24 protein-coding genes, 2 pseudogenes and 1 riboswitch are annotated in these 23930 nt (G+C 72.0%); of the genes and pseudogenes, 17 read left to right on the top strand and 9 right to left on the bottom strand.

Features of this window, described 5'->3' with window-relative positions; translation table 11 throughout:
• Positions 1 to 42 precede the first annotated feature (42 nt).
• From ACF088_RS23935 to ACF088_RS23920, 4 genes are all read left to right on the top strand, one after another.
• Positions 43 to 501, top strand: coding sequence for a Crp/Fnr family transcriptional regulator (locus ACF088_RS23935; protein WP_392377817.1), 459 nt, complete (start codon positions 43 to 45; stop codon positions 499 to 501).
• A 317-nt stretch (positions 502 to 818) separates the two neighbouring features.
• Positions 819 to 1886 carry an ABC transporter substrate-binding protein gene (locus ACF088_RS23930; RefSeq protein WP_392377816.1) on the top strand — a complete coding sequence of 356 codons (1068 nt, stop codon included), beginning with the start codon at positions 819 to 821 and terminating at the stop codon, positions 1884 to 1886.
• The gene (locus ACF088_RS23925) at positions 1886 to 2998 is read left to right on the top strand and encodes a FecCD family ABC transporter permease (RefSeq protein ID WP_392377815.1); all 1113 of its coding nucleotides are present in this window, start codon (positions 1886 to 1888) and stop codon (positions 2996 to 2998) included. The genes ACF088_RS23930 and ACF088_RS23925 overlap by 1 nt, the downstream gene beginning before the upstream one ends.
• The gene (locus ACF088_RS23920) at positions 2995 to 3783 is read left to right on the top strand and encodes an ABC transporter ATP-binding protein (protein ID WP_392377814.1); all 789 of its coding nucleotides are present in this window, start codon (positions 2995 to 2997) and stop codon (positions 3781 to 3783) included. Before ACF088_RS23925 ends, ACF088_RS23920 begins: the two co-directional genes overlap by 4 nt.
• A gap of 132 nt (positions 3784 to 3915) precedes the next feature.
• On the opposite strand, the gene ACF088_RS23915 is transcribed toward ACF088_RS23920, so the two are convergent.
• Both ACF088_RS23915 and ACF088_RS23910 read right to left on the bottom strand, forming a co-directional pair.
• Complete coding sequence (locus ACF088_RS23915; protein ID WP_392377813.1) at positions 3916 to 4866, bottom strand: L-tyrosine/L-tryptophan isonitrile synthase family protein; 951 nt, start codon at positions 4864 to 4866, stop codon at positions 3916 to 3918.
• Positions 4867 to 5120: 254 nt separating this feature from the next.
• Positions 5121 to 6338 (bottom strand): annotated as a pseudogene (locus ACF088_RS23910) (cytochrome P450); the annotation flags it as partial.
• Positions 6339 to 6795: 457 nt separating this feature from the next.
• Here ACF088_RS23910 and ACF088_RS23905 point away from each other — a divergent pair.
• From ACF088_RS23905 to ACF088_RS23895, 3 genes are all read left to right on the top strand, one after another.
• Positions 6796 to 7095, top strand: a complete 300-nt coding sequence (locus tag ACF088_RS23905) for a hypothetical protein (RefSeq protein WP_392377812.1) — start codon at positions 6796 to 6798, stop codon at positions 7093 to 7095.
• Positions 7092 to 9587 (top strand): heavy metal translocating P-type ATPase, encoded by a 2496-nt coding sequence (locus ACF088_RS23900; RefSeq protein ID WP_392377811.1) that lies wholly within the window; start codon positions 7092 to 7094, stop codon positions 9585 to 9587. Before ACF088_RS23905 ends, ACF088_RS23900 begins: the two co-directional genes overlap by 4 nt.
• A gap of 89 nt (positions 9588 to 9676) precedes the next feature.
• Positions 9677 to 10117 (top strand): copper chaperone PCu(A)C, encoded by a 441-nt coding sequence (locus tag ACF088_RS23895; protein WP_392377810.1) that lies wholly within the window; start codon positions 9677 to 9679, stop codon positions 10115 to 10117.
• A 207-nt stretch (positions 10118 to 10324) separates the two neighbouring features.
• Here ACF088_RS23895 and ACF088_RS23890 read toward each other — a convergent pair whose 3' ends face one another.
• Positions 10325 to 10963, bottom strand: coding sequence for a sigma-70 family RNA polymerase sigma factor (locus ACF088_RS23890; RefSeq protein WP_392377809.1), 639 nt, complete (start codon positions 10961 to 10963; stop codon positions 10325 to 10327).
• A 49-nt stretch (positions 10964 to 11012) separates the two neighbouring features.
• On the opposite strand from ACF088_RS23890, the gene ACF088_RS23885 reads away from it, so the two are divergent.
• Positions 11013 to 11327 carry a zf-HC2 domain-containing protein gene (locus tag ACF088_RS23885; RefSeq protein ID WP_392377808.1) on the top strand — a complete coding sequence of 105 codons (315 nt, stop codon included), beginning with the start codon at positions 11013 to 11015 and terminating at the stop codon, positions 11325 to 11327.
• A 214-nt stretch (positions 11328 to 11541) separates the two neighbouring features.
• On the opposite strand, the gene ACF088_RS23880 is transcribed toward ACF088_RS23885, so the two are convergent.
• Positions 11542 to 12327: a PE-PGRS family protein gene (locus ACF088_RS23880; protein ID WP_392377807.1), complete on the bottom strand. Its 786-nt coding sequence runs from the start codon at positions 12325 to 12327 to the stop codon at positions 11542 to 11544.
• A 167-nt stretch (positions 12328 to 12494) separates the two neighbouring features.
• Here ACF088_RS23880 and ACF088_RS23875 point away from each other — a divergent pair.
• Positions 12495 to 12750, top strand: a pseudogene (locus ACF088_RS23875) (LysR family transcriptional regulator); the annotation flags it as partial.
• A 337-nt stretch (positions 12751 to 13087) separates the two neighbouring features.
• Here ACF088_RS23875 and ACF088_RS23870 read toward each other — a convergent pair.
• Both ACF088_RS23870 and ACF088_RS23865 read right to left on the bottom strand, forming a co-directional pair.
• The gene (locus tag ACF088_RS23870; protein ID WP_392377806.1) at positions 13088 to 13303 is read right to left on the bottom strand and encodes a ferredoxin; all 216 of its coding nucleotides are present in this window, start codon (positions 13301 to 13303) and stop codon (positions 13088 to 13090) included.
• 4 nt (positions 13304 to 13307) lie between these two features.
• Positions 13308 to 14498: a cytochrome P450 gene (locus tag ACF088_RS23865; RefSeq protein WP_392377805.1), complete on the bottom strand. Its 1191-nt coding sequence runs from the start codon at positions 14496 to 14498 to the stop codon at positions 13308 to 13310.
• A 113-nt stretch (positions 14499 to 14611) separates the two neighbouring features.
• Here ACF088_RS23865 and ACF088_RS23860 point away from each other — a divergent pair, with 113 nt between their 5' ends.
• The 6 genes from ACF088_RS23860 to ACF088_RS23835 all read left to right on the top strand — a co-directional run bounded on the left by ACF088_RS23860 (position 14612) and on the right by ACF088_RS23835 (position 19264).
• Positions 14612 to 15241: a TetR family transcriptional regulator gene (locus ACF088_RS23860; RefSeq protein ID WP_392377804.1), complete on the top strand. Its 630-nt coding sequence runs from the start codon at positions 14612 to 14614 to the stop codon at positions 15239 to 15241.
• A 164-nt stretch (positions 15242 to 15405) separates the two neighbouring features.
• A complete protein-coding gene (locus ACF088_RS23855) occupies positions 15406 to 15864 on the top strand; it encodes a hypothetical protein (RefSeq protein ID WP_392377803.1) in 459 nt (152 codons plus the stop codon).
• 445 nt (positions 15865 to 16309) lie between these two features.
• Positions 16310 to 17266: a 2,3-diaminopropionate biosynthesis protein SbnA gene (gene sbnA / locus ACF088_RS23850; protein WP_392377802.1), complete on the top strand. Its 957-nt coding sequence runs from the start codon at positions 16310 to 16312 to the stop codon at positions 17264 to 17266.
• A gap of 16 nt (positions 17267 to 17282) precedes the next feature.
• Entirely contained in the window at positions 17283 to 17543 is a 261-nt protein-coding gene (locus ACF088_RS23845; protein WP_392377801.1) for a hypothetical protein, read from the top strand.
• A gap of 145 nt (positions 17544 to 17688) precedes the next feature.
• Positions 17689 to 17817: a hypothetical protein gene (locus ACF088_RS23840; RefSeq protein ID WP_392377800.1), complete on the top strand. Its 129-nt coding sequence runs from the start codon at positions 17689 to 17691 to the stop codon at positions 17815 to 17817.
• A gap of 127 nt (positions 17818 to 17944) precedes the next feature.
• Entirely contained in the window at positions 17945 to 19264 is a 1320-nt protein-coding gene (locus tag ACF088_RS23835) for a benzoate/H(+) symporter BenE family transporter (protein ID WP_392377799.1), read from the top strand.
• 140 nt (positions 19265 to 19404) lie between these two features.
• On the opposite strand, the gene ACF088_RS23830 is transcribed toward ACF088_RS23835, so the two are convergent.
• The 3 genes from ACF088_RS23830 to ACF088_RS23820 form a co-directional block, all read right to left on the bottom strand.
• On the bottom strand, positions 19405 to 20661 hold the full coding sequence (locus tag ACF088_RS23830; protein WP_392377798.1) for an SPFH domain-containing protein: 1257 nt from the start codon (positions 20659 to 20661) through the stop codon (positions 19405 to 19407).
• Between the two features lie 102 nt (positions 20662 to 20763).
• Positions 20764 to 20985 carry a hypothetical protein gene (locus tag ACF088_RS23825; RefSeq protein ID WP_392377797.1) on the bottom strand — a complete coding sequence of 74 codons (222 nt, stop codon included), beginning with the start codon at positions 20983 to 20985 and terminating at the stop codon, positions 20764 to 20766.
• Between the two features lie 132 nt (positions 20986 to 21117).
• Complete coding sequence (locus ACF088_RS23820) at positions 21118 to 21450, bottom strand: hypothetical protein (RefSeq protein ID WP_392377796.1); 333 nt, start codon at positions 21448 to 21450, stop codon at positions 21118 to 21120.
• A gap of 162 nt (positions 21451 to 21612) precedes the next feature.
• On the opposite strand from ACF088_RS23820, the gene ACF088_RS23815 reads away from it, so the two are divergent.
• Together ACF088_RS23815 and ACF088_RS23810 are read left to right on the top strand one after the other, a co-directional pair.
• Positions 21613 to 22650: a hypothetical protein gene (locus ACF088_RS23815; RefSeq protein ID WP_392377795.1), complete on the top strand. Its 1038-nt coding sequence runs from the start codon at positions 21613 to 21615 to the stop codon at positions 22648 to 22650.
• A 107-nt stretch (positions 22651 to 22757) separates the two neighbouring features.
• Positions 22758 to 22846: riboswitch (ZMP/ZTP riboswitch) on the top strand.
• Between the two features lie 19 nt (positions 22847 to 22865).
• The gene (locus tag ACF088_RS23810; protein WP_392377794.1) at positions 22866 to 23720 is read left to right on the top strand and encodes a bifunctional 5,10-methylenetetrahydrofolate dehydrogenase/5,10-methenyltetrahydrofolate cyclohydrolase; all 855 of its coding nucleotides are present in this window, start codon (positions 22866 to 22868) and stop codon (positions 23718 to 23720) included.
• Positions 23721 to 23930: the final 210 nt, after the last annotated feature.

Genomic DNA, 23930 nt, shown 5'->3' with positions numbered 1-23930 from the left:
CTGAAGCACCCCATATCGTGCAGGGAGCGAGCGGAGGATGCGATGGCCACCAGCAGAGACCTGTTCCATGCGATGCCGCCCGACCGGCGCCGGCGGCTGACCGATATCGCCGTCGAGGTGTCGATGCCGCGTGCCACCCGCCTCTTCGAGGAGGGCCGGCGGGCGGACCACTTCTGGATCATCCACAGCGGACAGGTGATGCTCGATCAGCGGGTCCCCGGGCGCCGGGCTGCGATCGTCGAAACGCTCGGCCGGGGCGAACTGCTCGGCTGGTCCTGGCTGTTCCCGCCCTATCTGTGGCACTTCGGAGCGGAGACCGTGGGCCCGGTCGAGGCCGTGGAGTTCGACGCCAAGGTGGTCCGCGCCCTGTGCGAATCCGATCCCGTCCTCGGCCGGGCGATGTACCGCTATGTCGCCGAAACGGTGGCCAACCGGCTGCACGGCACCCGGGTCCGGCTGCTGGATCTGTACGGCCCGCAGGGCAGCGGCGTCGACCCCTGACCATCCTTGACGGCGGCGGGGAGTTCGGCAGAGCCGTGCCGCTGCTCGAAGGCCCTCCGGGACATCAGCCGGGCGAGTGCGTTCACCCGGGGCGCACACCGCGCCGCCGGCGACCGCGCGGTGCCGCTCCCGGGTGCCGCTGTGACGCGTCACCCGAGCCCGGCCGGCTTCCGCCCGGAAAAGGACGCCACCGCCCGGAACCGCCTCCGATGCCCGGCCGACTACCTGTGCCGGGTCGCGCCTGCGGCCCGTTCGGCCGCTGCTGCGGCGGGTGAGACGGCCGGTCCGCCGGCTGGTGAGGCGTAGGGAGAAGCGTCATGCGTCCTGGGAAGTTGTGTGGTGTCGCGGTAGGTGTCGCGCTGGCCGCCACCGCATGCGGCGGCAGCGGAGGAAGCAGTGGCACCGGCCCGGACAAGGGCGCAGGCGGACCGGGCTTTCCCGTGCGGACCACCGACTGCAAGGGCGCCACCACCACCTTCCCGTCCGCGCCGCGCAAGATCGTCACCAGTAATGCCGCCGCCCTGGAGATGCTGCTGCGGCTGGGCGCGGGCGACCGGGTGATCGGGACCGGATTCCCGCCCCGCAAGGGTGCCTTGCCCGGCGCTCTGGGAGCACAGGCCGGCAAGGTGCCGGTGCTGGGGAAGGCCGTGATTCCCAAGGAGAAGCTGCTCGGCTCGGGCGCCGATCTCTACATCGACACCTTCGCATCGATGAACGCCATGGGCCGGGCCGGTGACGCGCCGACCGAGGAGGAGTTCACGGCCGCAGGCATCAAGCACCTCTACCTGGCCTCCACCGCCTGCGCACCGATGGCCGAGAAGCCACAGCGCGACCTGTCCGGTGTGGAGGGCGACATCAAGCGGCTGGGCGCGGTGACCGGCACGTCGCAGCGTGCGGACGTACTGGTGGCGGGGATGCGGGCGAAGATCGGCAAGGTGCACGAGGCCGTGGGCGATATCGCCCCCGGCAAGCGGCCGGCGTACTTCTTCTTCGACTACGACGCGGGGACCAAGCAGCCGGTCGCCGTCTGCCGCAAGCAGGTCGCCAACGCCGTGATCGGCCAGGCCGGGGCGCGCAATGTCTTCGACGGCTGCGACGGGGACTTCAAGCCGGTCTCCTGGGAGGACGTGGTCGCCAAGAACCCGGACTGGATCCAGCTCGGGGTACGCAACCGGGGCGATGCGGCAGCCAATGCCAAGGCCTTCGACGAGGCCGCGACGTTCCTGAAGAACTTCCCCGCCACCAAGGGGCTGGCCGCCGTGCGCAACGGGAAGTTCCTGCGGATCGGCTCGGAGCGTACGACGATTGCCGGTGTCGGCAATGCGGACGCCGTGGAGGAGATCGCGCACACCATCCATCCCGATCGGTTCAAGGCGGCACGGTAATGGCCTCGGTCGTCTCCGACCCGCACGGACCCGAGGGGCAGGTCGAACCGGCTGAACAGGTCGGACCGGCCGAGCAGGCCGGCCGCCGCACACCGCCCGCCGGGCTGCTCGCCGCGGGGCTCGGCATCGCCGTGGTCGTGGCCTTGACCGCCGCCGTCTGTCTGGGCTCCACCGATATCGCACCCGCACACGTCTGGTCGGTGGTGCTCCGGCGGCTCGGCGGTGCGCCGCCCCGGCCGGGCACCGACGACCTGATCGTGTGGCAACTGCGTGTGCCCCGGGCCCTGTTGGCGGCACTGGTGGGTGCGGGGCTGGGCCTGGTGGGAACGGCGACCCAGGCGCTGGTGCGCAATCCGCTGGCGGACCCCTATCTGCTGGGCATCTCCCACGGCGCCTCGCTCGGCGCGGTCGCCGCCATCGTGCTGGGCGCCGGTGCGGGTGGCGCCCTGGGGCTGGGGCTGTCCGCGGCGGCGTTCGCCGGAGCGCTCGCCGCCTTCGCGCTGGTGTGGTGCATGGCCCGGCGTGGTGGGGGCTTCTCACCGCTGCGCCTGGTGCTGGCCGGTGTCGGCATCGGGCAGTTCCTGTCCGGCTTCACCAGTTACCTCGTGCTCCAGGCCGGCGACGAACAGCAGACCCGCAGTGTGCTGTTCTGGCTGATGGGCAGCCTGAGCGGGGCCACCTGGAGCGTCCTGTGGCTGCCGGTCCTCGCGGTCGCCGCCGGGCTGTCGGCCCTCCAGGCGCGGGCCCGCGCCATGAACGCGCTGATCATGGGCGATGAGACCGCGGCCGGGGTGGGCGTGGACGTGACCCGGCTGCGCCGGGAGCTCTTCGTGGTGACCGGCCTGCTGACCGGCGTACTGGTCGCGGTCTCCGGAGCCATCGGCTTCGTGGGCCTGATGGTGCCGCATCTGTGCCGGCTGGTCATCGGCGGCGACCACCGCCGGCTGCTGCCGCTGTCCGCGCTGACCGGGGCGCTGCTGCTGGTCGTGGTGGACCTCGTGTGCCGTACGGCGATGGACTCCCAGGAACTGCCGGTAGGAGTGGTCACCGCGATGATCGGGGCTCCCGCCCTGCTGTTCATTCTCGACCGGCGGTTGGAGGCGGGCCGGTGAACGTCGAGATCGAGGATCTGCACGTCGCCTACGCGAGCCGGAACGTCGTTGCCGGAGTGCATCTGATGGCGGCGGACGGCGAGATCGCCGGGCTGGTCGGCCCCAACGGCAGTGGCAAGTCCACCGTGCTGCGGACCGTCTACCGGCATCTGCGTCCCACCGCCGGGCGGGTGCTGCTGGCCGGAGCCGATATCCGCACGCTCACACCGGGGCAGACCGCACGCCGGGTCGCCGCGCTGCCGCAGGAGCGCGGCAGCGACTTCGAGCTGACCGTGCGCGAGGTGGTGACGATGGGCCGTACGCCCTACAAGCGGGCCTTCGCGGGCGACGACCGCACCGACCGGGAGAGCGTGGCCCGCGCCCTGGCCGCCGTCGGCCTGGCCGGGCAGGGCGCCCGCCGCTTCGCCGCCCTGTCCGGAGGCGAGCGTCAACGAGCCCTGCTGGCCCGGGCCTTCGCCCAGGACCCGGAGGTCCTGGTCCTGGACGAACCCACCAACCATCTCGATGTACGGCACCAGGTGGAGCTGCTCGCACTGCTGCGGGCGCAGCGCCGTACCACACTCATCTCACTGCACGATCTGAACGCCGCGGCGTCGCTGTGCGACCGGCTGCATGTGCTGCACGCCGGACGGGTGGTGGCGTCCGGCACGCCCCGTACGGTGCTGACGCCACAACTGCTGGCCGAGGTCTTCGGGGTGCGCGCCGCGGTAACCGACCATCCGCTCACCGGTGACCCGTTGATCGCCTTCGACCACCGGGAGGCGGTGCCCCACGGGGACGGGTGAGGCGGCTGCCGTCCCGGGGAGTCGCGGGAGCACGGTCCCCTCGGCGACGGGTGCGGCGGCCCGCCGGGTCCGCCGCACCCGCCGATCGGCGCACCCCGTCCCGCCGCCCGGCAGCGCTGGAAACCTTGTCCCTCACCCGGCCACGAAGTGGCTCGGCCGGCCCTTGCGGAACACCAGTCGGCCGAGCCGCTCGGCATCCGCCCGGTGCAGCAACTCCCGCCGCCCGTCGCGATGTTCGAGTACGCAGGAGTGCCAGGGCGTCATCCACACATCGGGCGCATCGAGCAGCCGTATGCCGAACTTGGCCGAGCCCCGCGGCTGGGGATGAATGGAGAGCCGGAAGGCGCCCGGGTGGTGCTCGCCGATCAGTTCGCCCCAGGCGCGGCTGCGCTGCATCACGCCGTAGGCGCGGCGGCGGCAGTCGCGTTGCCACGCCGAACGGGTACCCGGGAACGAGGCCGAGTCCTCGGCGAGGAAGCGGGTGATGCCCTGGTACAGGCGGCGCGTCGGTTCGTCGCTGCGCGTCAGGGACCGCAGGTCCTCCACGTCCGGGGCATAGCGGTCGTGGACCAGGGCCCGTTTGGCGTCGTGGGACAGCCGCTGCCCGTAGACCTGGCGCAGGTCGAAGACGTCCAGCCGGGTCAGGCCCTCGTCGTGGATCAGGGCGCGCAGGGCGTCGGCGTAGGCATCGATGTCCCGGTCCGGCACATGGATGAGATCGCTGAAGACATGCCCGTCCGAGCAGATGACCACCCGCGCCCCGGGCGGGTGGACGGCCTCGATCCGGGCACACAGGGCGTCCAGGAAGCGCAGCGCCAGCCGTTCGCCCTCGTCGGGGAGGTGGCCGAGCACCTTGGCCGGATGGGGTGACTTGCACGGGAAGCCCGGAAGGGTGAAGACGAGGGGGGCGCCCGCCGCCACCGGCGCGGCGAGCTGCCGCAGTTGGGCGGGGAAGGCATCGGGGGTGTCGATGTCCATGTTCCCGTCCACGGCCATGTCACCGTGGCCGGAGCCCAGGGGGCGGCGGTAGGGCAGCAGCTCGGCGAGCACCGCCGCGCAGCCGGCCGGATGGGCGACGGGCATACCGGGACGCGTTCGGGCCGGGCTGGTCAGCACGCGGCATCCGGTCCGTCCGTGACCCGACAGGCGGCGTCCGGTCCATCTGTGACCGGACCGCGGGCATCCGGTCGGTCCGTGACCGGACGGTGGGCATCCGGTCGGTCCGTGACCGGACGGTGGGCATTCGGTCGGTCCGTGACCGGACAGGTGACACCCGGCCCGTCCGCGACCGGGCGGGGGGCATCCGGCCCGTCCGCGACCGGACAGGCGGCCGGCGTGCCGTAAGCCACCGGCAGCCGGTCGACCCCGCGCGCCAGTACTGCCGGGATCCAGCCCAGCTCGCCGTCCGGGACGGCGAGCCGCAGGTCCGGCAGCCGTCTCAGCAGGGTGCCCAGGGCGATCTGGAGTTCGATACGGGCGAGTGTGGCGCCGGGGCAGAAGTGGATGCCGTGACCGAAGGCGAGATGCGGGTTGGGGGTGCGGTCGAAGTGCAGGGTGTCCGCGTCGGGAAACTGGCGGGCATCGCGGTTGGCCGCACACAGCGACACGATGACGGAGTCACCCGCCGGGATCCGGGTCCCGTGCAGATCGGCATCCTCCGCGAAGAACCGCCACGTGGTCAGCTCGAAGGCGCTGTCATACCGGAGGAGTTCCTCGACCGCGCGGGGCAGCAGCTCCGGCCGGCCGGCCAGCTCCGCCAGCCGGGCCGGGTGGCGCAGCAGGGTGACCAGGGCCGTGGTGATCTGGTTCGTCACCGGTTCCTGTCCGGCGACCAGCAACTGGAAAATCATCGAGTCCAGCTCCTCCTGCCCGAGCCGGCCGTCGTCGCGGGCGGCCACCAGCCGGGAGAGCAGGTCCTCGCCCTGCCCGGCGCGCTTGTGGGCGACGAGGTCGGCGATGTACTGCTGCAGCGCGCGCAGTCGTGCCTCGTACGCCGGACGGCCCGGATCCGACGGGCCGACGGGCTGGACCACCTTGCCCCAGTCCCGGTCGAAGCGCTCCTCGAACTCCCGTGGCAGCCCGATGACTTCGGCAAGCACCCGGAACGGGAAGCGCCCGGCGAACACCTCGACCAGATCGGCCTCGCCGGCGTCCGGGAGGCCTTCGAGCAGGGCATCGGCCATCTCCTGGAACCGGGGGCGGAGCCCCTCGACGCGCTGCGGTGCGAAGGCGTCGGTGATCAGCCGGCGCAGCGCGGTGTGCCGCGGCGGGTCCTGGTGGAGCAGATGCACCTGGAGCTGGGAGTGCTGGGGCTCGGGCATGATCGAGGCGCGGGCCCGCCAGGCCGCGTTGCCACGTGAGTGGTGTTTGCCCAGCCGGACGTCGGTCAGCGCCTGGTGGGCTGCTTCGTAGCCGGTGACGAGCCAGGCGCGCACGCCGCTGGGGAAGCGCACCCGGTGGACCGGGCCGCGGGCCCGCAGCTCGGCGTACAAGGGATAGGGGTCGCGGGTGTACTCCGGACCGTACAGCTCTACGGGATCGGGCGGTGTGGACATGGCGTCCTCCTCAACGGAACCGTCTGATGACGAACCGCGCCCGGACGGCGCAGCGTTGGAGAGGTCGTGCGCGGGGCACGCCGAGTTCCCGCCGGGTGCCGCGGATTTCGGCCCGGCGGCGAGCGGGGCGGCGCCGGGGCGGCGAAGAGGGTGGCCGAGGGGAGACCGAGGGGAGACCGAGGGAAGGCCGAGGGGAGGTCGAAAGGAGGCCGGGAGGAACCGGAGAAGAGACCGGGAGGAACTGGAGAAGAGACCGGGAGGAACCGGAGAAGAGGCCGGGAGGAACCGGAGAAGAGACCGGGACGCGGCCTGGCCGAGGCCGAAGAGCGCACCACCCAAACCCAGTTAGTCGGGCCCGAAGGCCCGTGAGTTCCGGCGCGGGAAGGGGATGAACCTCACCCTCCGACGAGCCCCCGATCCACCGCTCGGCACCTTCTCCACCTGCCACGATGACGCGATGTCCCGCTCTTCGGCCGACCGCAGTCGGCCCCCTCTTCGCCAGGCCGTCGCACGGCTGCTGCCCGCCCGGCCGGTCCTCGGCTTCCTCGTGCTGCTGGCGCTGCTCGGCGCCCTGTCGTACGCGGCCGGTGCCGCCGCCGGGCCGGTGGCCCCGGATCTGCATCCGGCCGGGGGCACCCGTACGGGGGGCGGCACGCCTGCCGATGACGGGGACATGGGCGGGATGCACGGCATGGGTGCGATGCACGGCATGGGCGGCGCCGCCTCTCGCCCCGTGCCGGGGGGAGCACCGCGATGACGCCGCAGCCCCGGCCCGGGCCCCCGTCGCCCCCCGACGCGGCATCGGCCCCGCCCCGCACCACCACCCTCACGATCGGCGGGATGACCTGCGCCGCCTGTGTCGGCCGGGTCGAGAAGAAGCTCGGCAGGCTCGACGGCGTCGCCGCCTCGGTGAACCTCGCCACCGGCCGGGCCACGGTCAGCCACCCGGCGGCGGTGTCCGTCACCGACCTCGTCACCACCGTCGAGGCGGCCGGATTCACCGCCCGGCTCCACGAGCCCGCACCGGTACCGGACGCGGACGATCCGCCGTCGCCCGCCGTCCGCCCGGACGGCCCGGACGGCCGGGACGACGGCGGCCGCGCCGAGCGGCACCGGCTGCTGCTGACCGCGGTGCTCTCGCTCCCCGTCCTGGTGCTGTCGATGGTGCCCGGCTGGCAGTTCCGCAACTGGCAGTGGCTGTGCTTCGTGCTCGCCGCGCCCGTCGCCGTGTGGGGTGCCGCCCCCTTCCACGCCCGTGCGCTGCGTGGTCTGCGGCACGGCGCCGCCACCATGGACACCCTGGTCTCGCTGGGCGTCGCCGCCTCCTTCAGCTGGTCCGCGTATGCGCTGTTCCTCGGCGGGGCCGGTGCGCCCGGTATGACGATGCCGTTCAGCCTGCTGCCCGCGGCCGGCGACGGGGCCGCGCACCTCTACCTGGAGGCCGCCGTCGGTGTACCGCTGTTCGTGCTGGCCGGCCGGCGGATGGAGGCCAGGGCCCGGCGCGGCACCGGGGCCGCGCTGCGCGCGCTGGCCGAACTCGCCGCCAAGGACGTCGAGGTACGCACGGCCGACGACGGGGAGCTCCCCCCGGTCGTGGGGGCCGCCCCGGTCGCGGAGGACCCCCCGCTCGGGCAGAGCCGAGAGCGAAGCGGTGGCCGGGAGTGGGGGAGCAGCCGGGAGTGGGGGAGCAGCCGGGAGTGGGGGAGGCGCATCCCCGTGGACCGGCTGCGGGCCGGTGACCATTTCCTGGTCCGGCCGGGGGAACGGGTCGCCACCGACGGCACCGTGGTCGAGGGCAATTCCGCGCTGGACCTGTCCCTGATCAGCGGGGAGAGCCGCCCCGTCGAGGTCGGTCCGGGCGCGGCGGTCGTCGGCGGCGCGGTCAACTCCGGTGGTCTGCTGGAGGTACGGGCCGACGCGGTGGGCGCCGATACCCAACTCGCCCGGATCACCCGGCTCGTCGAGGACGCCCAGACCGGCAAGACCAAGGTGCAGCGGCTCGCCGACGCGGTGGCCGCCGTTTTCGTCCCCGCCGTCCTGTCCGTCGCGGTCACCGTCCTGGGCTTCTGGCTCGGCGCCGGAGCCGACCCGCAGTCCGCGGTCACCGCGGCGGTGGCTGTCCTCGTCGTCGCCTGCCCCTGTGCGCTGGGACTGGCCACCCCGACCGCGCTGCTGGCCGCCACCGGCCGGGGTGCCCAGCTCGGGATCCTGGTCCGCGGCCCGGAGGCGCTGGAGCGACTGCGCCGCATCGACACGGTCGTCCTCGACAAGACCGGCACCCTCACCACAGGCCGGATGAGCGTCACCGCCCTCACCGCGCGCACCGGTGGCTTGGACGCCGTGGCGGCACTACGGCTGGCCGCCGTCGTCGAGCAGGGCTCCGAACATCCGCTGGCCCGCGCGATCGGCGCAGCGGCCGAAGCCCGGCTGCCGGGACAACTGCTGCCGCCGGTAAGGGACTTCGGCGCCACTCCCGGATACGGCGTGCACGGCACGGCCGACCGGCACCGGGTGGAGGTCACCCGGCCCGGCGACCTCACCGGCCTGCCGGCTACGCTGCCGGAGGCGGTGCACACCGCTGAGGAGGCCGGCCACACCGCCGTCCTGGTCATCGTCGACGGCACCCCGGAGGCCGTCATCGCGGTCGGTGACGCCCTCCGCCCCGACAGCTACCGCGCCGTCGACCATCTGCGCCGCCTGGGGCTGCGGCCGGTCCTGGCCACCGGCGACCGTGCCGCCACCGCCCGAGCCGTGGCCGGCCATCTCGCCATCACCGAAATCCACGCCGGGGCCTGTCCCGAGGACAAGGCCGCCCTCGTCACGACCCTCAAGGAGCAGGGCGGCCGGGTCGCCGTCGTCGGCGACGGCGTCAACGACGCGGCTGCCCTCGCCCTCGCCGACCTCGGGATCGCGATGGGCAGCGGCACCGATGCCGCGATCGGCGCCGCCGATGTCACCCTCGTACGCGAGGACCTGCAGGCCATCCCCGACGCGGTACGCCTGGCCCGGCGCACCCTGGGCACCATCCGCAGCAATCTCGTCTGGGCCTTCGGCTACAACCTCGTCACCGTGCCGCTCGCCGCCGTCGGCCTGCTCAGTCCGATGCCGGCCGCCGCCGCCATGTCCGCCAGCTCACTGCTCGTCGTCGGCAACAGCCTCCGGCTGCGCGCCTGGCGGCCGGGCGGACCCGGCAGGCCGGCCCGCCGCCCCGGCGGCCGGCGGCCCCAACCCCGTGGGGAGACCTCATGAAACGGCCGTCCCTCCCATCCTTCCCATCCCTCCCATCGTTCCCATCCCTCCCGTCCCTGCCATCCCTCCCGTCCGTCCCGTCCGTCGTCGTGCCGCTGCTCACCTGTCTGGTGACCCTCGGCGCGCTCACCGCATGGACCGCCGGCGGCAACGCGGGCAGGCCCGCCGAGCTGAGGATTCCCGAGGGACGGGTGCTGATCCCCTCGGGAGCCGAGGCCACCGCCGCGTTCTTCACCCTCCGCAACACCGGAGGCGCCGATGACGTCCTGACGGGTGTCACCGGCCCCACCGGCCATCGCGCGATGCTCAGCCGCACCGTCGACATCGGGCACAACGCCCGGAGCATGGCGATGGTCCGCGGCGCCACCGTCCCGGCGGGCGGCGCGCTGACCATGACGCCGACCACCCTGGACGTCATGGTCAGCCCGCCGCCACGGCTCGTGCCCGGCGACCGGCTCACCTTCACGCTGCACTTCCGCCACAGCCCGCCACAGACCGTACGGGCCCGGGCGGTACGTCCCGGCGGCTGAACCGAGGGGCCCCACGCCACGGGGCCCTACACCACTGGCGGCACGGCACGGGCCGCATGCCACGGGACCTGCACCACGGGACCCACACCACGGGGCCCTACACCATCGGCCGCACGCCACGGGGCCCATGGACCGGCCTGCGCCCGTCCATGGGCCCCGTCGCTCTGCCGCGTGCACGGCCCTGTGCGCGGGCCCTGTGCGCGGCCGTCAGGCCACGGCGTCGGCGTAGACCCGCGGCCCGTCGGCCCCTTCCGGACGCTCCCCTTCCGGACGCTCCCCTTCCGGGTGCTCGGCTTCCGGGTGCTCGGCTTCCGTCAGCAACCCGACCAGCGTCTCCCGGGCGCGCGCCACCCGGGACCGTACGGTCCCCACGGGACAGCCCATCACCCCGGCCGCCGCCGCGTACGGCAGCCCCAGCAACTGTGTGAGCACAAACGCCTCCCGCCGCTGGGGCGCCAGCGCCGCCAACAGCTCGGCCAGCGCGACGCCCTCGTCGAATCCCGGCACACCCCGCGGCTGCACCCGCTCCGCGGCCGTCTGCCAGTCGTCCGTCGCGGCCAGCCGGGGCCGCACCGCGTGGGACCGGATACGGTCCGCCACGACCCGCCGGGCAATGGTCAGCAGCCAGGTCCGCGCCGACGACCGGCCCTCGAACCGCGGCAGACTGCGCAGCGCCCGGACATAGGTGTCCTGCATCAGATCGTCGGTCGCTTGCGGATCACCGCTGAGATGCGCCACATAGCGCCGGACATCGAGCTGAGTGGCCCGCACGAACTGCTCGACGGCCCGCTCGTCCCCGGTTCGGGCGGCCAGCGCCCAGCCCGTCACCGCCTCGTCATCCCGCATGCCGCGACCGCCCCTCGCCGCGCCGCCGTGCTTCGGGGAGGATGGACGCATGCTCTGCTCGCGCATCCGTACGGCACTCTCCGCCCGCCTCGACGGCGAGGAACTGCCTCCCGGGCTCACCCCCGGCCGGCTCGACGACCACCTGGCCGGCTGCCGGGACTGCCGACGGTGGGACGCACAGGCACGAGCCCTGACGACCGGCCTCGACCGCATCGCCGCGCACCCCGCAGACGACCCGGCGACCGCCGGGGCGCTGCTCGCCCGACTGCGTGCGGTCTCCGCGGGACCGGTGCGTTCCGGCACGGCGGGTTCCGGCACGGCCGACACCGGCACGGCCGACACCGGCGGTACACCCGCCGGTTGACGCGGTGGCCGGCGGGCGCCCGCCTCCGTCGACCGGCGCGCCGGGAAGGGACACGGGCGGCAGTGCCACCGGCATCCGGACAGGAATCATCATCTGGAGTCCTTCGCATGATCCGGTCGCCGCGCGCGGCGGGGACCGGTGAAGTCGGAGCCGGGACGTCGTCGGGTGCGCTCGGCACCCGGCCGTCCGCCGGCTCGGGAGTTCGACCGTGCTGTCAGCCGACAGCCGGCTCCTGCGGCGGACCCCGCAACGACCTCGTATACGCCAGCAGCAACTGCCGCACCGCACACCGCGGCTCCTGACGGGCGGCGCGGACGGCGGGCCGCGGATCGGGCAGCAGGATCCGCAGGACGAGCACCAACGGCGCGAACAACCAGGCCGACACGCTCCGTACGAGCTGGAACGCCGCCCGCTCGCCACCCCACAGCCACCCCGCGCTGAGCAAGGCGACCAGCAGGTGGGCCGCCAGCATGCCGGTGGCACTGCCGTGCATCCCCGGCATCTGATCCGCGTGGGCCATGCCGCCCATGGAGCCCATGTGCCCCATGGGCTCCATGTGTCCCATGCCGGCCATGTCTCGCAGATGGCTCGCACGGTCCGTCGAGGGCAGGGCCGCCATCTGCTGATGCATCAGCTGGATCAACTGGGCGCCGTCAGGCCCGGAGAGCCGCGTCCCCTCCGCCCCGCACAGCCAGGTCTCCGCCCACCGCCGCGCGAGCGAGCTCTCGTCCCCGCCAAAGCCGGCGACCGCCTGGCCGAACGAGAAGGCACTGTGCAAAGCCGCCTGGGTGCCGACGGTCAGCACCCCCACGAGCAGCGGCCCGCGTTCCCGGCCCGCGCAGCACCAGGCGCCGGCCGCGGTCCCCGCCCCGGCGACGAGCAGCATCCACGCGGGTACCACGGCATCCGACATCACCATGTGCCCCAGCGCGGCGAGCAGCACACACACCACCGCGAACACCGCGGCGCGTAGCCCCCTGAGAACCTGCCCCGCATCCATGACGGGCCCATCGTCGCACCCCTGCCCCGCAGAGCAGCGAGAGGGGCCCCGACGTGCACCTATCTGCCAACCGGTGAATCCGTGTCCGTGTGCCCGGCAGTCACGAAGGCTGGGCGAGGAAGTGGGGGTAAACCCGGCAAAGCGCATCCCCTCCAGGAAGGTACGGCCTGAAGAGCGCAGTGATCGGCGGAACCGGACTCATCGGCTCGCAGGGCGTGAAGATCCTGACGACGGCCGGGCACGAGGCGGTACCGCACGCGCAGTCCACCGGAGTCGACCTGCTCACAGGGGAGGGGCTGCCCCAGGCACCGACGGGAGCCGACGTCGTCGTCAACCTGACGAACTGGCGAACTGACGAACTCACCCACCTTTGACGACGCCTCACTCGCCTTCTTCCAGGAGACGATGGGCCATCTCCTGGCCGGGATGTTCGCGGCCGTACCCGGCGCCGCCCTCCGCCCCAACGAAGACGCCCAGCTCGCCCCCACCCGCTACCAGGAGGACTGGGCCAGGGCCTAGCTCCAGGAGTGGAGGACCTTCGCCTTCGGGTGGTGGCGCCGAGCGGTGTGACGGGCTCGCTCCTCCCCCCCCCCGCGAACCGATGCGACGCAGCCCTCACACCTCCCTCACCTGCCACCACGACGGCACCCACGTCGGCACCATGCCGGCACCATGCCGACGGTGCGGGCCTCTCCGGGATGCACGCACCCGCATCCCGGAGGAGCCCGGCCGCCGGCCCCAGGGGGTGGACGACACCTCCCTACGGCCGGGGCCCGACGACCCTTTCACCGTCCCGTACGGTGATCGCGACGGCCGGACAGACATCGGCGGCGTCCAGCGCACGGTCGTCCTCGTCGATCCGCTCCTTGAGCGGACGGGCATGCTCGCCGTCCAGGGCGAAGAGGTCCGGCGCGATGGCGGCGCAGGATCCCGAGGCCATGCACTGCCGGGGGTCGATCTCCACCTTCCACGTCATCCGTTCACCACCCCACCGGCATGACCCGGGGACCGCGCACCAGCATCTCGCTCTTCCACACCACATCGCCCGCCAGCCGCAGTTCCGGGAACCGGGTGATCAGGGCGATCAGTGCCTCCTGGAGCTCCAGCCGGGCCAGCGGCGCGCCCAGGCAGTGATGGACCCCGTGGCCGAACCCGAGGTGCTGGGTTCCGCCCCGGGCGATATCCAGCGTCCCCGGTGAGTCGAAGCGCAGGGCATCCCGGTTGGCCGCGCCCACCGCCACCAGGACCGGGGTGCCGGCCCGTACCAGCGTCCCGCCGACCTCGACGTCCTCCGTCGCGTAACGGGGCTGGCTCGCGCCGCTGCCGAGCGGTACGAAACGCAGCAGTTCCTCCACGGCCCCGCCGATCAGCTCCGGCTGTTCGCGCAGCAGGGTGAGCTGGCCCGGGTGGTCCAGCAGCGCCAGCACGAAGTTGGGAATCTGGGTGGCGGTGGTCTCGTGCCCGGCGACCAGGATCCCGATGCACAGGTCGACGAGTTCGAGTTCGGACAGCCGGTCGTTGACGTCCCGGGCATCGATGAGCGCGGTCATCAGATCGTCCCGGGGCGCGCGCCGGTGCTCCTCGATCAACTGCCGCATATAGGCACGGAGTTCTTCTTGATTGGCGTCGAATTCCGCCGCGGTGAGCGAACTTGTCGACAGTGCGGCGTCACTCCAGACCCGGAACCGCGGCCGGTCCTCGGCCGGGACACCGAGCAGGCGGCAGATCACCGCGACGGGAATGGGCAGCGCATAACGGTCCACCAGGTCGGCGGGCGGCCCGGCCGCCGCGAGCTCGTCGAGCAGCTCGTTCGCCAGTTGCTTGACCTGCGGCCTGAGCTTTTCGACCTGCCGGACGGTGAAGGCCTTGGCCACCAGGGTGCGCAGCCGGGTGTGGTCGGGCGGGTCCATGCCCAGGATGCCGCTGTCGCGGCGCCCTTCGGACTGCCGGGGCTCGTCGTGCCGGACGCCCTCGGCGCGGCTGAAGCGCTGATCGCCGAGGACGAACCGGGCCTCGGCGTACCGGGTCACGAGCCAGGCCGGCTCGCCGTACGTCATCCGGACCTTCAGCAGCCCCGGACGGTTGCGGGCGTGCTCGTACTCTTCGGAAAGCTCAAGGCTCTCGGGGACATTGAAGGGGTAGGAGAGGGGTGCTGTGTCGGCTGTGGTCAAGGTGACCTCCCTTGTGTAAGCACCTGCTTACATAAGGTAGGCCGCCCCCCTCGGGGCGGTCAACGATGGATTGTGGCCGTCATTCTGACGGGCCAACGGAGAGGAGCGTGGCGATGGCGGAGTCCCCGCAGTACGGCGCGGAGAGCGCATACCGCCGTAGTGCACAGGGCACCCGACTGCGGTTGCTCGATGCCGCGTCGGAGCTGTTCGCCGAGCGCGGCTACGAACGGTCGACGGTGCGCGACATCGCGGCCCGCGCCGGGGCCAATCAGGCCCTGCTGTTCCGCTACTTCGGCTCGAAGCGGGCCCTGTTCGGGGAAGTCATGGCCCGTGGCGGCCACGAGCAGCTGCGTACCACTCCCGCCGAGCAGCTGTTCGAGGTCGCGCTGCGCGGCATGCTGGCCGACGGCAGGGAGGGCGCCGACCGCTCGCTGGAGGTGTGTCTGCGCTCCATCGGCGGCAGCGACGAGATCGCGGAGGCGCTGCGGGGGCTGGGGGAGGAGTACGCGGCGGTGCTCGCCACGCTCTCCGAGTCCGATACCGGGACCTTGCGGGGCGATCTGGCACTGTCCTGGCTGCTCGGAATTGGCCTGATGCGTGTGGTGGTCGGCAAGGAGCCGCTGGCGAGCGCCGACCCCGACACGGTGTGCAGGCTCGTCGTGGGCGCCCTGGGAGGCCTGCTGGAGAGCCTGCCGCAGGCCGGCGAGGCGGCGGCCGGGGAAGGCGGCCGTATTCCGGAGTGAAGCAGGAGGGCTGCGGCGTGGGCTGTTGCGGTGTCTGCTGCGTTCCGGGGGGTGCTGCGTTCCAGTGACTCTGCGGCGGGTCGCAGGTCGGTGGAGGGAACTCACCTTATTGTCACTTTTGCAGAGAATATTCATTTTCTGCAGAGTCGAGTGAAGGTGGGAACATGCTCCGTTCGATCCCTCGCGGCCTTGCAGTGGCCGGCCTGGCCGCGGCTGCCCTGGTGGTGCCGACGGCAGGCGCCGCTACCGCCGCAACCCCGGTCCCCAGCAGCTCACAGAGCGCCAAGTGCTACTCGCACCACTGCGACAGGGGCCACTACGGCGACCGGCACCACAACCGGCACCACAACCGACACCACGGTCACGGCCGCGGCCACGGCCGCTTCGGTCACGGTGGTCACGACGGCTACGACGGCTCCGGCCGCGTCGGCGCCCGTGACGACGGCTTCGGCCGCGACAGCGGCTATGACCGCGACGGCTTCGGGCGCGACGGCAACGGACGTGACGGATTCGGCGCGGGCAAGGACGGCCTGGGCAGGGACGGCCTGGGCAGGGACGGTCTGGGCAGGGACGGTCTGGGCAAGGACGGCCTGCTCGGCCTCGGCCTGCTCGGCCTCCTCTAGGAACTGTCGGCTGGTCACGCGGTGGGCCCGGGATCGTGATCCCGGGCCCTCTGCATGCCGTGTCGCATGCCGTTTTCCGCCGGTCTCCGTGGGGTGGGCGGGGCCGGTATGCCGACAGGCGTACGACCCGGCGGGAGCGCCCGGCCAACGGGAAGAATGCATTCCGCCCGGCCGCCCCGCCGCATTTCACCGTTCAACGTTTTGCGGATTCCGGTGAATCGTTGTCATAAGGCTTGCGGAGTGGCAGGATTGCCCTGTCGCATCGCGAATGGGGGATTTGCGGCCAACCGGGACGGGGGGAACGGTCCCTTCTGCGTAGCGCGCACCTGACCCGTGCGCCGGCCAACAAGCCCATGGGTAACTCGCCTCTGCGAGTGCACTTGCTTCGTGCTGCCCATTTTCAACGGTTTGGATTCTGGTGATAGCGGAAGAAGTTTATGATCTTGTGCCGGATGACCTTTTCATCCGGCTCGACCAACTGGTCCCCGGGAGTTCGGTCTTCCTCAAGCTGGAGGGTCTCAATCCTGCCGGTTCGGTAAAACTCAAGACCGCTGTCGCACTGGTGGCGTCGGCCGAGGATTCCGGCCGATGCTTTCCGCGGACCCGGCTGATCGAGTCGACGTCCGGGAACCTCGGCGTTGCCCTGGCGATGGTGTGTGCGGCAAAGGGCTACCCGTTGACCTGCGTCACGGACCCCAACGCCACCGTCCGGTCGAGGCGCCTGATGGCGGTGCTCGGTGCCGAAGTGGTGGTCATCGACGTCCGGGACGCGCAGGGGGGCTATCTGCAATCGCGCATTGATTACATCGGCGAGCGGCTGCGCCGCGATCCGGATCTCCACTGGCTGAACCAGTACGCCAACCCGGCCGGGCCGCAGGTGCACCAGGACCGTACCGGACGTGCGATCGTGGCGGAGATCGGCCATGCCGACTACGCCTTCATCGGGGCCGGTACGACGGGAACGCTGATGGGCTGCGCGGAGTACCTCCGCCGGCACAGTCCCGTCACCCGGATCATCGCGGTGGACGCCGAGGGCTCCGTGACCTTCGGCGGTCCGGCCGCCCGGCGTCACCTTCCGGGCCTGGGGACGAGCAGGCGCCCGGAAATATTGGACACGCGGAACATCGACGACGTCGTGCACATTTCCGAAGCGGATTCCATCGCAATGTGCCGGATGTTGGCCAAAGAACGCGGACTGCTGCTGGGTGGGTCGACCGGCACGGTTCTGTGCGCCGTGCAGGACGCGGCAAAGTTCATCCCGGACGGAAGTGTCGTGGTGGCGATTTCCCCGGACTTCGGCGATCGCTATCTGGAGACCGTCTATAACGACGCATGGGTGGCCGAACGCTGGCCCGGAATATCCCGCCACAAGGTATCCCAGGTATCTCGGGAACCTGCCTGAGAAGGGGAGGGATCTTATGCTCGACTTCGGGACAGTTGCCGGAGAAGCGGTCCGTCAGGTCTCCGGCGGCAAGCGGGGAGACGCCCTCGGAAGGGTGCGCAGCGCCCGCCAGGAACAGGAATCCAAAGACTCCGTCATTCCGGACGGCTACGTCTTTCACTTCCCGGAAAAGCCGAGTTCCGGGAACAGTGCGCTGCCCGCATTCCCGGGCGAGGTCCGCAAGAACGGCACCACCGCCGAGGTGCCCGACGTCGTCGGGGAGAACCGCCGGTGGTGAACCGTATATCCCGCTCCCTCGCGATCGTGGGCGCCCGATTGCGCGGGCCGGGCGTCTTCGAACGGTCGGTCGTGCACGGAATGCGCTGTCTCCCCAGCGGGTGGGAGCCGTCGATCGTGCTCACCAACCGCTCCGGGCGGCCCTCATGCAGCCCGCCTCCGCCTCCGCCTCCGCCTCCGCCTCCGCCCGGGACGTGCGGACCGCGAACCACGGCGAACTCTTCCTCCGTGCCACGTCGTTGGGCGGGGTGAAGAGCCTGATCGAACACCGCTAGCCCTTCGAAGGACCGGGTAGTCCCTCGCCGAAGGACAAGCTGCGCCTGTCCATCGGCCTGGAGAGCCCCACAGACCGTGTCGCCGACCTCGAACAGGCCCTTGAAAAAAGGCCGCTAAGGACAACCGTTGAGCTCCAAGACCCCCACCCCCCGCCCCGAGGCCGCGCCGCCGGACTCCTCCCCGCCGACGGGCGCCACGGCCCCGGAAGGTGCCGACGCACCCCGGGCCGCCGGGCCGGGCCGACGTCCCGGCCTCTTGCGTGACGCCTCGCTGTCCGCCGTACTGGCAGGCTTCGTCGCCGTCGTCGTGTCCTACTCGGGCCCGCTCGTCATCGTGCTCGCGGCGGCGTCCGCCGGGCATCTCGACACCGCCCAGACCAGCTCCTGGGTATGGGCCATCTCCATCGGCAGCGGCCTGACCTGCATCGCGCTGAGCCTGCGCACCAAGATGCCGGTGATCACCGCATGGTCGACACCGGGCGCCGCCCTGCTGGTCACCAGCCTGGGGGCGTACTCCTACGCGGAAGCCATCGGGGCCTTCCTCATCACCGGACTGGTGATCACCCTGGTCGGTCTGACCGGGGTGTTCGGGTGGCTGATGCGGCAGGTACCCACCGCCGTCGTCTCCGCCATGCTCGCCGGCATCCTGTTCTCGTTCGGCACCGGAGTCTTCACCTCCCTCAAGACCGCACCGCTCATTGCCGGTTCCGTACTGCTCGCCTATCTCCTGGCGAAGCGGTGGCTGCCCCGGTACGCCGTCCTCGTCGCCCTGGCGGCGGGCGTCATCGCCAGCGCGGCCGGCTCCCGGCTGGACATCCACCTGGACCGGATCCAGCTGGCCAAGCCGGTCCTGACGACCCCGGACTTCTCGCTCGCCTCGCTCATCGGTATTGCGGTGCCCATGATCCTGGCGACGCTCGCCTCGCAGAACGCACCGGGCATGGCGGTGCTCACCGCGTCCGGCTACCGGCCCGAGGACCGCCTCCTGATCGGTTCGACGGGTCTGGTCTCCACGCTGCTCGCCCCGTTCGGCTCGCACGCCATCAACCTCGCGGCGATCACGGCCGCGATCTGCACCGGCCCCGAGTCCCACCGCGACCCCCGGCGCCGCTACGTGGCCGGAGTCTCCTGCGGAGCGTTCTACCTCCTCATCGGGGCGTTCGGCTCGACGCTGGTGGTGCTCTTTGCGGGACTGCCCAAGGAACTCGTGGCGGCGGTCGCCGGAGTTGCGCTGCTCGGAGCCCTGGCCGGCGGCCTGACCGGTGCGGTGAAGGAGGAGAGGGACCGCGAGGCGGCCCTGATCACCTTCCTCGCCACCGCCTCCGGCGTCACCCTCTTCGGCATCGGCTCCGCCTTCTGGGGACTGCTCTTCGGGGTCATCGCCCATCTCGTCCTGACCCGGTGGCGCGGTACGTCCGAGAAATCCGCCGAGAAATCCGCCGCCTGAGCCGAGCCGCCGTTCAGCGACGGCCGGTGCGCGCCGCCCGGCGCCGCCCGGGTTGCCGGACCCCCTCCGTGTCCGGCAGCCCGCGCCGCGCGGCAGGCGTGGTCCGCTCCGCCGTACCGCAGGCAGGACTACGGCAACGATCAGGAGGAGCCGGAGCCGGAGCCGGAGCCGGACCCGGCGCCGTCCCGCTTCAGATTTGTCACCTTCTGCGGCAGCCGCCCCGCACCGTCGGCGAGCGGGGGAGCCGAGCCGGGCGCGGTGGTCCCCTGCTTGAGGCTGTCGAGAATGGCCAGCCCCTCACCCACGATGCCGGAGGCGATCTCATTGATCCCGTCGGTGCCGTTGAGGACGGTCAGCCGGGAACCGGAGAGGCCCTCGGCCGCCGCCTTGGCGAGGGCGGGGAGGTTCTCGATGGTGCGGTTGGCGGCGATCAGCTCCTGGTTGCCGTCCCGCAGGGAGCCCGCGAGGGCCGTGTTCGCATCGGCCCGGGCCTGGGCGACCGCCCGCTCGCTGTAGGCGCGGGCGTCCGCCTCGAAGCGGACCTGGTCACGCTGTGCCTCCGCCAGGGTGCGCAGCCGGTAGGCCTCGGCGTCCGCCGGGCGGCGCACGTCGGCCTCCAGTCGCTGGGCGGCGAGCGAGGCCTGCCGCTGGGCCAGCGCGGTCTGCTCCTCGATGACCTCCTGCGAGGCCCTCGCCTGCGACAGCGGGCCCGCCTGTGCGGCACGGGCGTTGGACTGCTCGGTCTCGGCGAGGAAGCCGGCCCGCTTGATCGCGGTGTCCCGCTCGTACTCCGCCTTGAGGGCCGCCGCCTGCTGCTCCCGCTCGGTGGCTTCCTGGTCGGCCTTGGCCTGCGCGATCCGGGCCGCGCTGGCGACCGCCGCGGCGTGCGGAGCGGCGAGATTGGTGATGTAGCCCGAGGTGTCGGCGATCTCCTGGATCTGCAGGGCGTCGACGACGATGCCGAGCTTCTCCATCTCGGAATGGCTGCCGTCCTTGACCTCCTGGGCGACCCGGTCCCGTTCCCGGATGATCTGTTCGACGGTCAGCCCGCCGACGATCGAGCGCAGGTGACCGGCGAAGATCCGGCCCACCAGCTCTTCCATGGTCGTCTGCTCGTCCAGGAAGCGGCGCGCGGCGTTGGCGATCGACGTCTGGTCGTCACCGACCTTGAAGACGGCGACCGCCCGGACCCCGATCCGGATGCCCTGCTGGGTGACGCAGTCCTCGGAGATCTCCGCCTCCCGCAGCGACAGCGCCAGCACGCTCGCCTTCTGCTTGACGGGCATGACCCAGCAGCCATGGCCCGTGACGATACGGAATTGGGCATCCCCGGTCCGGCGCTTCGAGCCGGAGATCAACAGCGCCTCGTTCGGCGCAGGAACATGCCAGAACAACATCGAAAGGCTCCTGGTCCGTTGCGACCGGCCTCGGTCGGTGTACGGGGACGGCCGCAGGAAGGGAGTGCTCAGGTGGCCGGCCGCGTCTTCGGGACGGCCCGGTCACGCGGGCAGCGGCGCGACGATCACCGACCGCGCCGAGGTGTGGTCCACCACGATGACCTGGGTATGGCGGGCGATGGGCTCGCGGGACCAGGCGGCGAAGGCCTCGGTCCCGCCGCGTACGGGCAGCAGGACTTCGCCGGGGCCGTCGGCCGGGATGGAGACGGTCACCCGCCCGATCACCCCGATCGGGCTGAAGTCCGTGTCATCCTTCGCGCTCACCCGGGCTCCGTCGCTGGTCAAAGCCGCTGCCGGGCAAGATCCTGGCAGCGGGAAATCCTCGACAACTCAACGGTACTCCGGACGGGGCGGTGCTTCAGGCCGCGCTGCCGGGACCGTCGGCGTACACCGGGTTCAGGCGTCCAGGCGGGCGGAACGGGCCGCGGGGACCCGCTTCCTCGGCGGCAGCACATCGGGCGCGCGATGGGGCCGCAGGGCCGTGAGGGCGGTCTCGGTCTCCTCCATCAGCGCGCGGTAGGAGACCAGCCGCTGCCACTCCGGATCGGCAACGCCGGGCACGGTGGCGGCGCGCTCCGTCCACTGCTTCACCAGTCCGGCGTACACCGGAGTCTGCCGGAGGATGTCCGCGGTGATCCACCGCGGCATCTGCCCGGTGCGGGGGAGGGGGGTTTGTCCGTGGCCTGCGACGGTGCCGGAAGAGACGGTGCCGGAAGAGGGGTCGCTCATGGCCGTAGAAACGATTCTTCCGCCCTGGGGTCACTGCGTATTTTTACAGCGGCCCGTACGTCCGCCGTGGAGGCAAGGGCGTATCTCTCTCGAATATCACCTTATGCAGTGATCTATAGCCGGGAAGCAGTCCAATCCGGGCGAGTAAACGTTGTCGCAGTCATGGAACCGAGGGAGTTGTGGGAGCGCCATGCCGTACTCGCACAGGCGTTTTGCAGCAGCGATGACGAGGTCCGCCGTACGCAGGGACTTCTCGACGAGGCCGAGGCCCGCCGCTCACGGACCCTGGCCGCCTTCGCCGTGACCGTGGGCAGCGATGCGGTGGTGGCGGAGCTGCTCGGCCTGGACGAGCGCGAAGTACGCCTGGCCCGCCGCACGGTGGGCAAGGAGGACGCCCGCGCGGTCGCCAAGAGCCTGCTCGCCCAGACCACGCGCGAGCAGCCCCCCGCCCAGCAGGCCGGCACGCCTCTCGCGACACCCCCCACGGCACACGCCACGACGCCCCCCGCGGCGCAGTCCGTGGGCCCGGCAACGACGCCGGCCGCTGCCGCCCCCCACACTCCCCATGCCCCCCAGCCCCACGAGCCGGCCTGGGCGCCGGCCCTGGACGCGGTCCTGATGAGCAGCTGGCACAGCGGAGTTGACCTCACCGCCCTTGCCACCGAACTCGGGCTCGATGTCCGGCTCCTTGTGGCACGCGCACAACAGCTCGCCGCCGAAAGCCGTCCGGTGCAGTCGCCGCCACCGGACCGCACCGGCCGGCACCGCCGGCTGGCCCATCTCCCGCCTGCCCCACAGCACGAGAGCGCCCCTTCGGCCTGGCGCGAGCGACCACCGCAGTCCCCGCGCGAGCCCTACGAGCAGGAGTCCTGGAAGCAGCAGCAGTACCAGAACTACCCGGATCAGCAGGAGCACCAGGACTACCGGGTGTACGAGGAGCATCCGCAACAGCACCCACAACACGTTCAGCCGCACCCACAACACGCGCAGCAGCACCCGCAACACGTACAGCAGCACCAGCAACACTCAATGCACCAGCAACACTCACCGCATCAGCAGTATCAACAGGCTTCCCATGCCACCTGGGACGCCAATGCGATCACCGCCGCCCAGCACGACTGGGACGGCATCCTGAGCCACTGGGAGGCCACCACCTCCCCCACGCCGCCGCTCTCCGCCCCTGGCCAAGGGGGTGTGTGACGAGCCCCCGGACCCGGGTAGCCGCCCGGCGTCGAGTGCCCGGCGCCGCAGGGCGGAGCAGCTGCCCGGGACCGCTCCCAGGGGCATTGGGGCGTCGCTTAGAGTGGGCGCCGGGCCGTGACTGGCGCTTGGGTGGAGTACCACCGGGGAGCGGCTCGGCCACTCCTGGCCGGTGCCGCGCGCCTGGGCGATCCGCCCCGACGCCAGGAGCACCGATGACCCCGACCGCCCGTCTCATGGACGGCAGCGCACTGGCCCGCCGCATCGTCGGACAGGCCGCGGAACGCGCAGCGGACCTCACCCGGCAGACCGGCACCTCCCCGTGTCTGGCCACCGTACTGGTGGGCGACGACCCCGCCTCGGTGACGTACGTCCGCATGAAGCGCGCGCGGTGCGAGAAGGCCGGGATCCGCTCCCGGCATATCGCCCTCCCCGCCGCCACCACGACCGCCGAGCTGGTCGACACGATCACCGCACTGTCGAACGACCCCGACGTCCACGGCATCCTGCTCCAGCACCCGGCCGGGCCGCACATCGACGAGCGCGCCGCCTTCGAGGCCATCGCCCCCGAGAAGGACGTCGACGGCGTCACCTGCCACTCCTTCGCCGCGATGAGCTTCGGCCTGGACGGCTTCGCCTCCTGCACGCCCGGCGGCATCCTCCGCCTCCTGGACCACCACGAGGTCGACCTGGCCGGCCGGCACGCCGTCGTGGTCGGCCGCAGCGCGATCCTCGGCAAGCCCGTCGGGATGCTGCTGCTCGCCCGCAATGCCACGGTCACCTACTGCCACTCCCGCACCACCGACCTCGCATCGATCACCAAGAACGCCGATGTCCTGGTCGCCGCCGTCGGCCGGCCCCGGTTCCTGCGCGCCGAACACCTCAAGCCCGGGGCCGTGGTGATCGATGCCGGCTCCCACCCCGGCAACGTCGGTGATGTGGACTTCGACTCGGCGTGCACCCGTGCCTCCCTGATCACCCCGGTCCCCGGCGGCGTCGGTCCGATGACCATCGCCACCCTGCTCACCCAGACCGTCGATGCGGCCATTGCCCAGCGGGTGGCGGGCTGACCGATACGCGCCGTTTTTGGCTTTCCTGTCGGTCCGCTGCGCTTGGCCTCGGCTCGTTTTCGGCTTTCCCGCCGTGGGCGCTTCTCGCCGTTGCGCCTGCGCCTGGCGGCGGGCGGGGTCCGCTGCGCGGGGCGGGTCCGCTGCGCGGGGCTGTCGGGGTGCGGTGACGGGCCTGCGCGGGTGGGGTGCCGGACTGCTTCGCTTTACGTC

It is taken from the genome of Streptomyces sp. NPDC015125 (assembly GCF_043080045.1).
Classification (GTDB): Bacteria; Actinomycetota; Actinomycetes; order Streptomycetales; family Streptomycetaceae; genus Streptomyces.
Note: the sequence above shows the minus strand (reverse complement) of the source record. Positions and strands in the feature narration are given on the sequence as shown.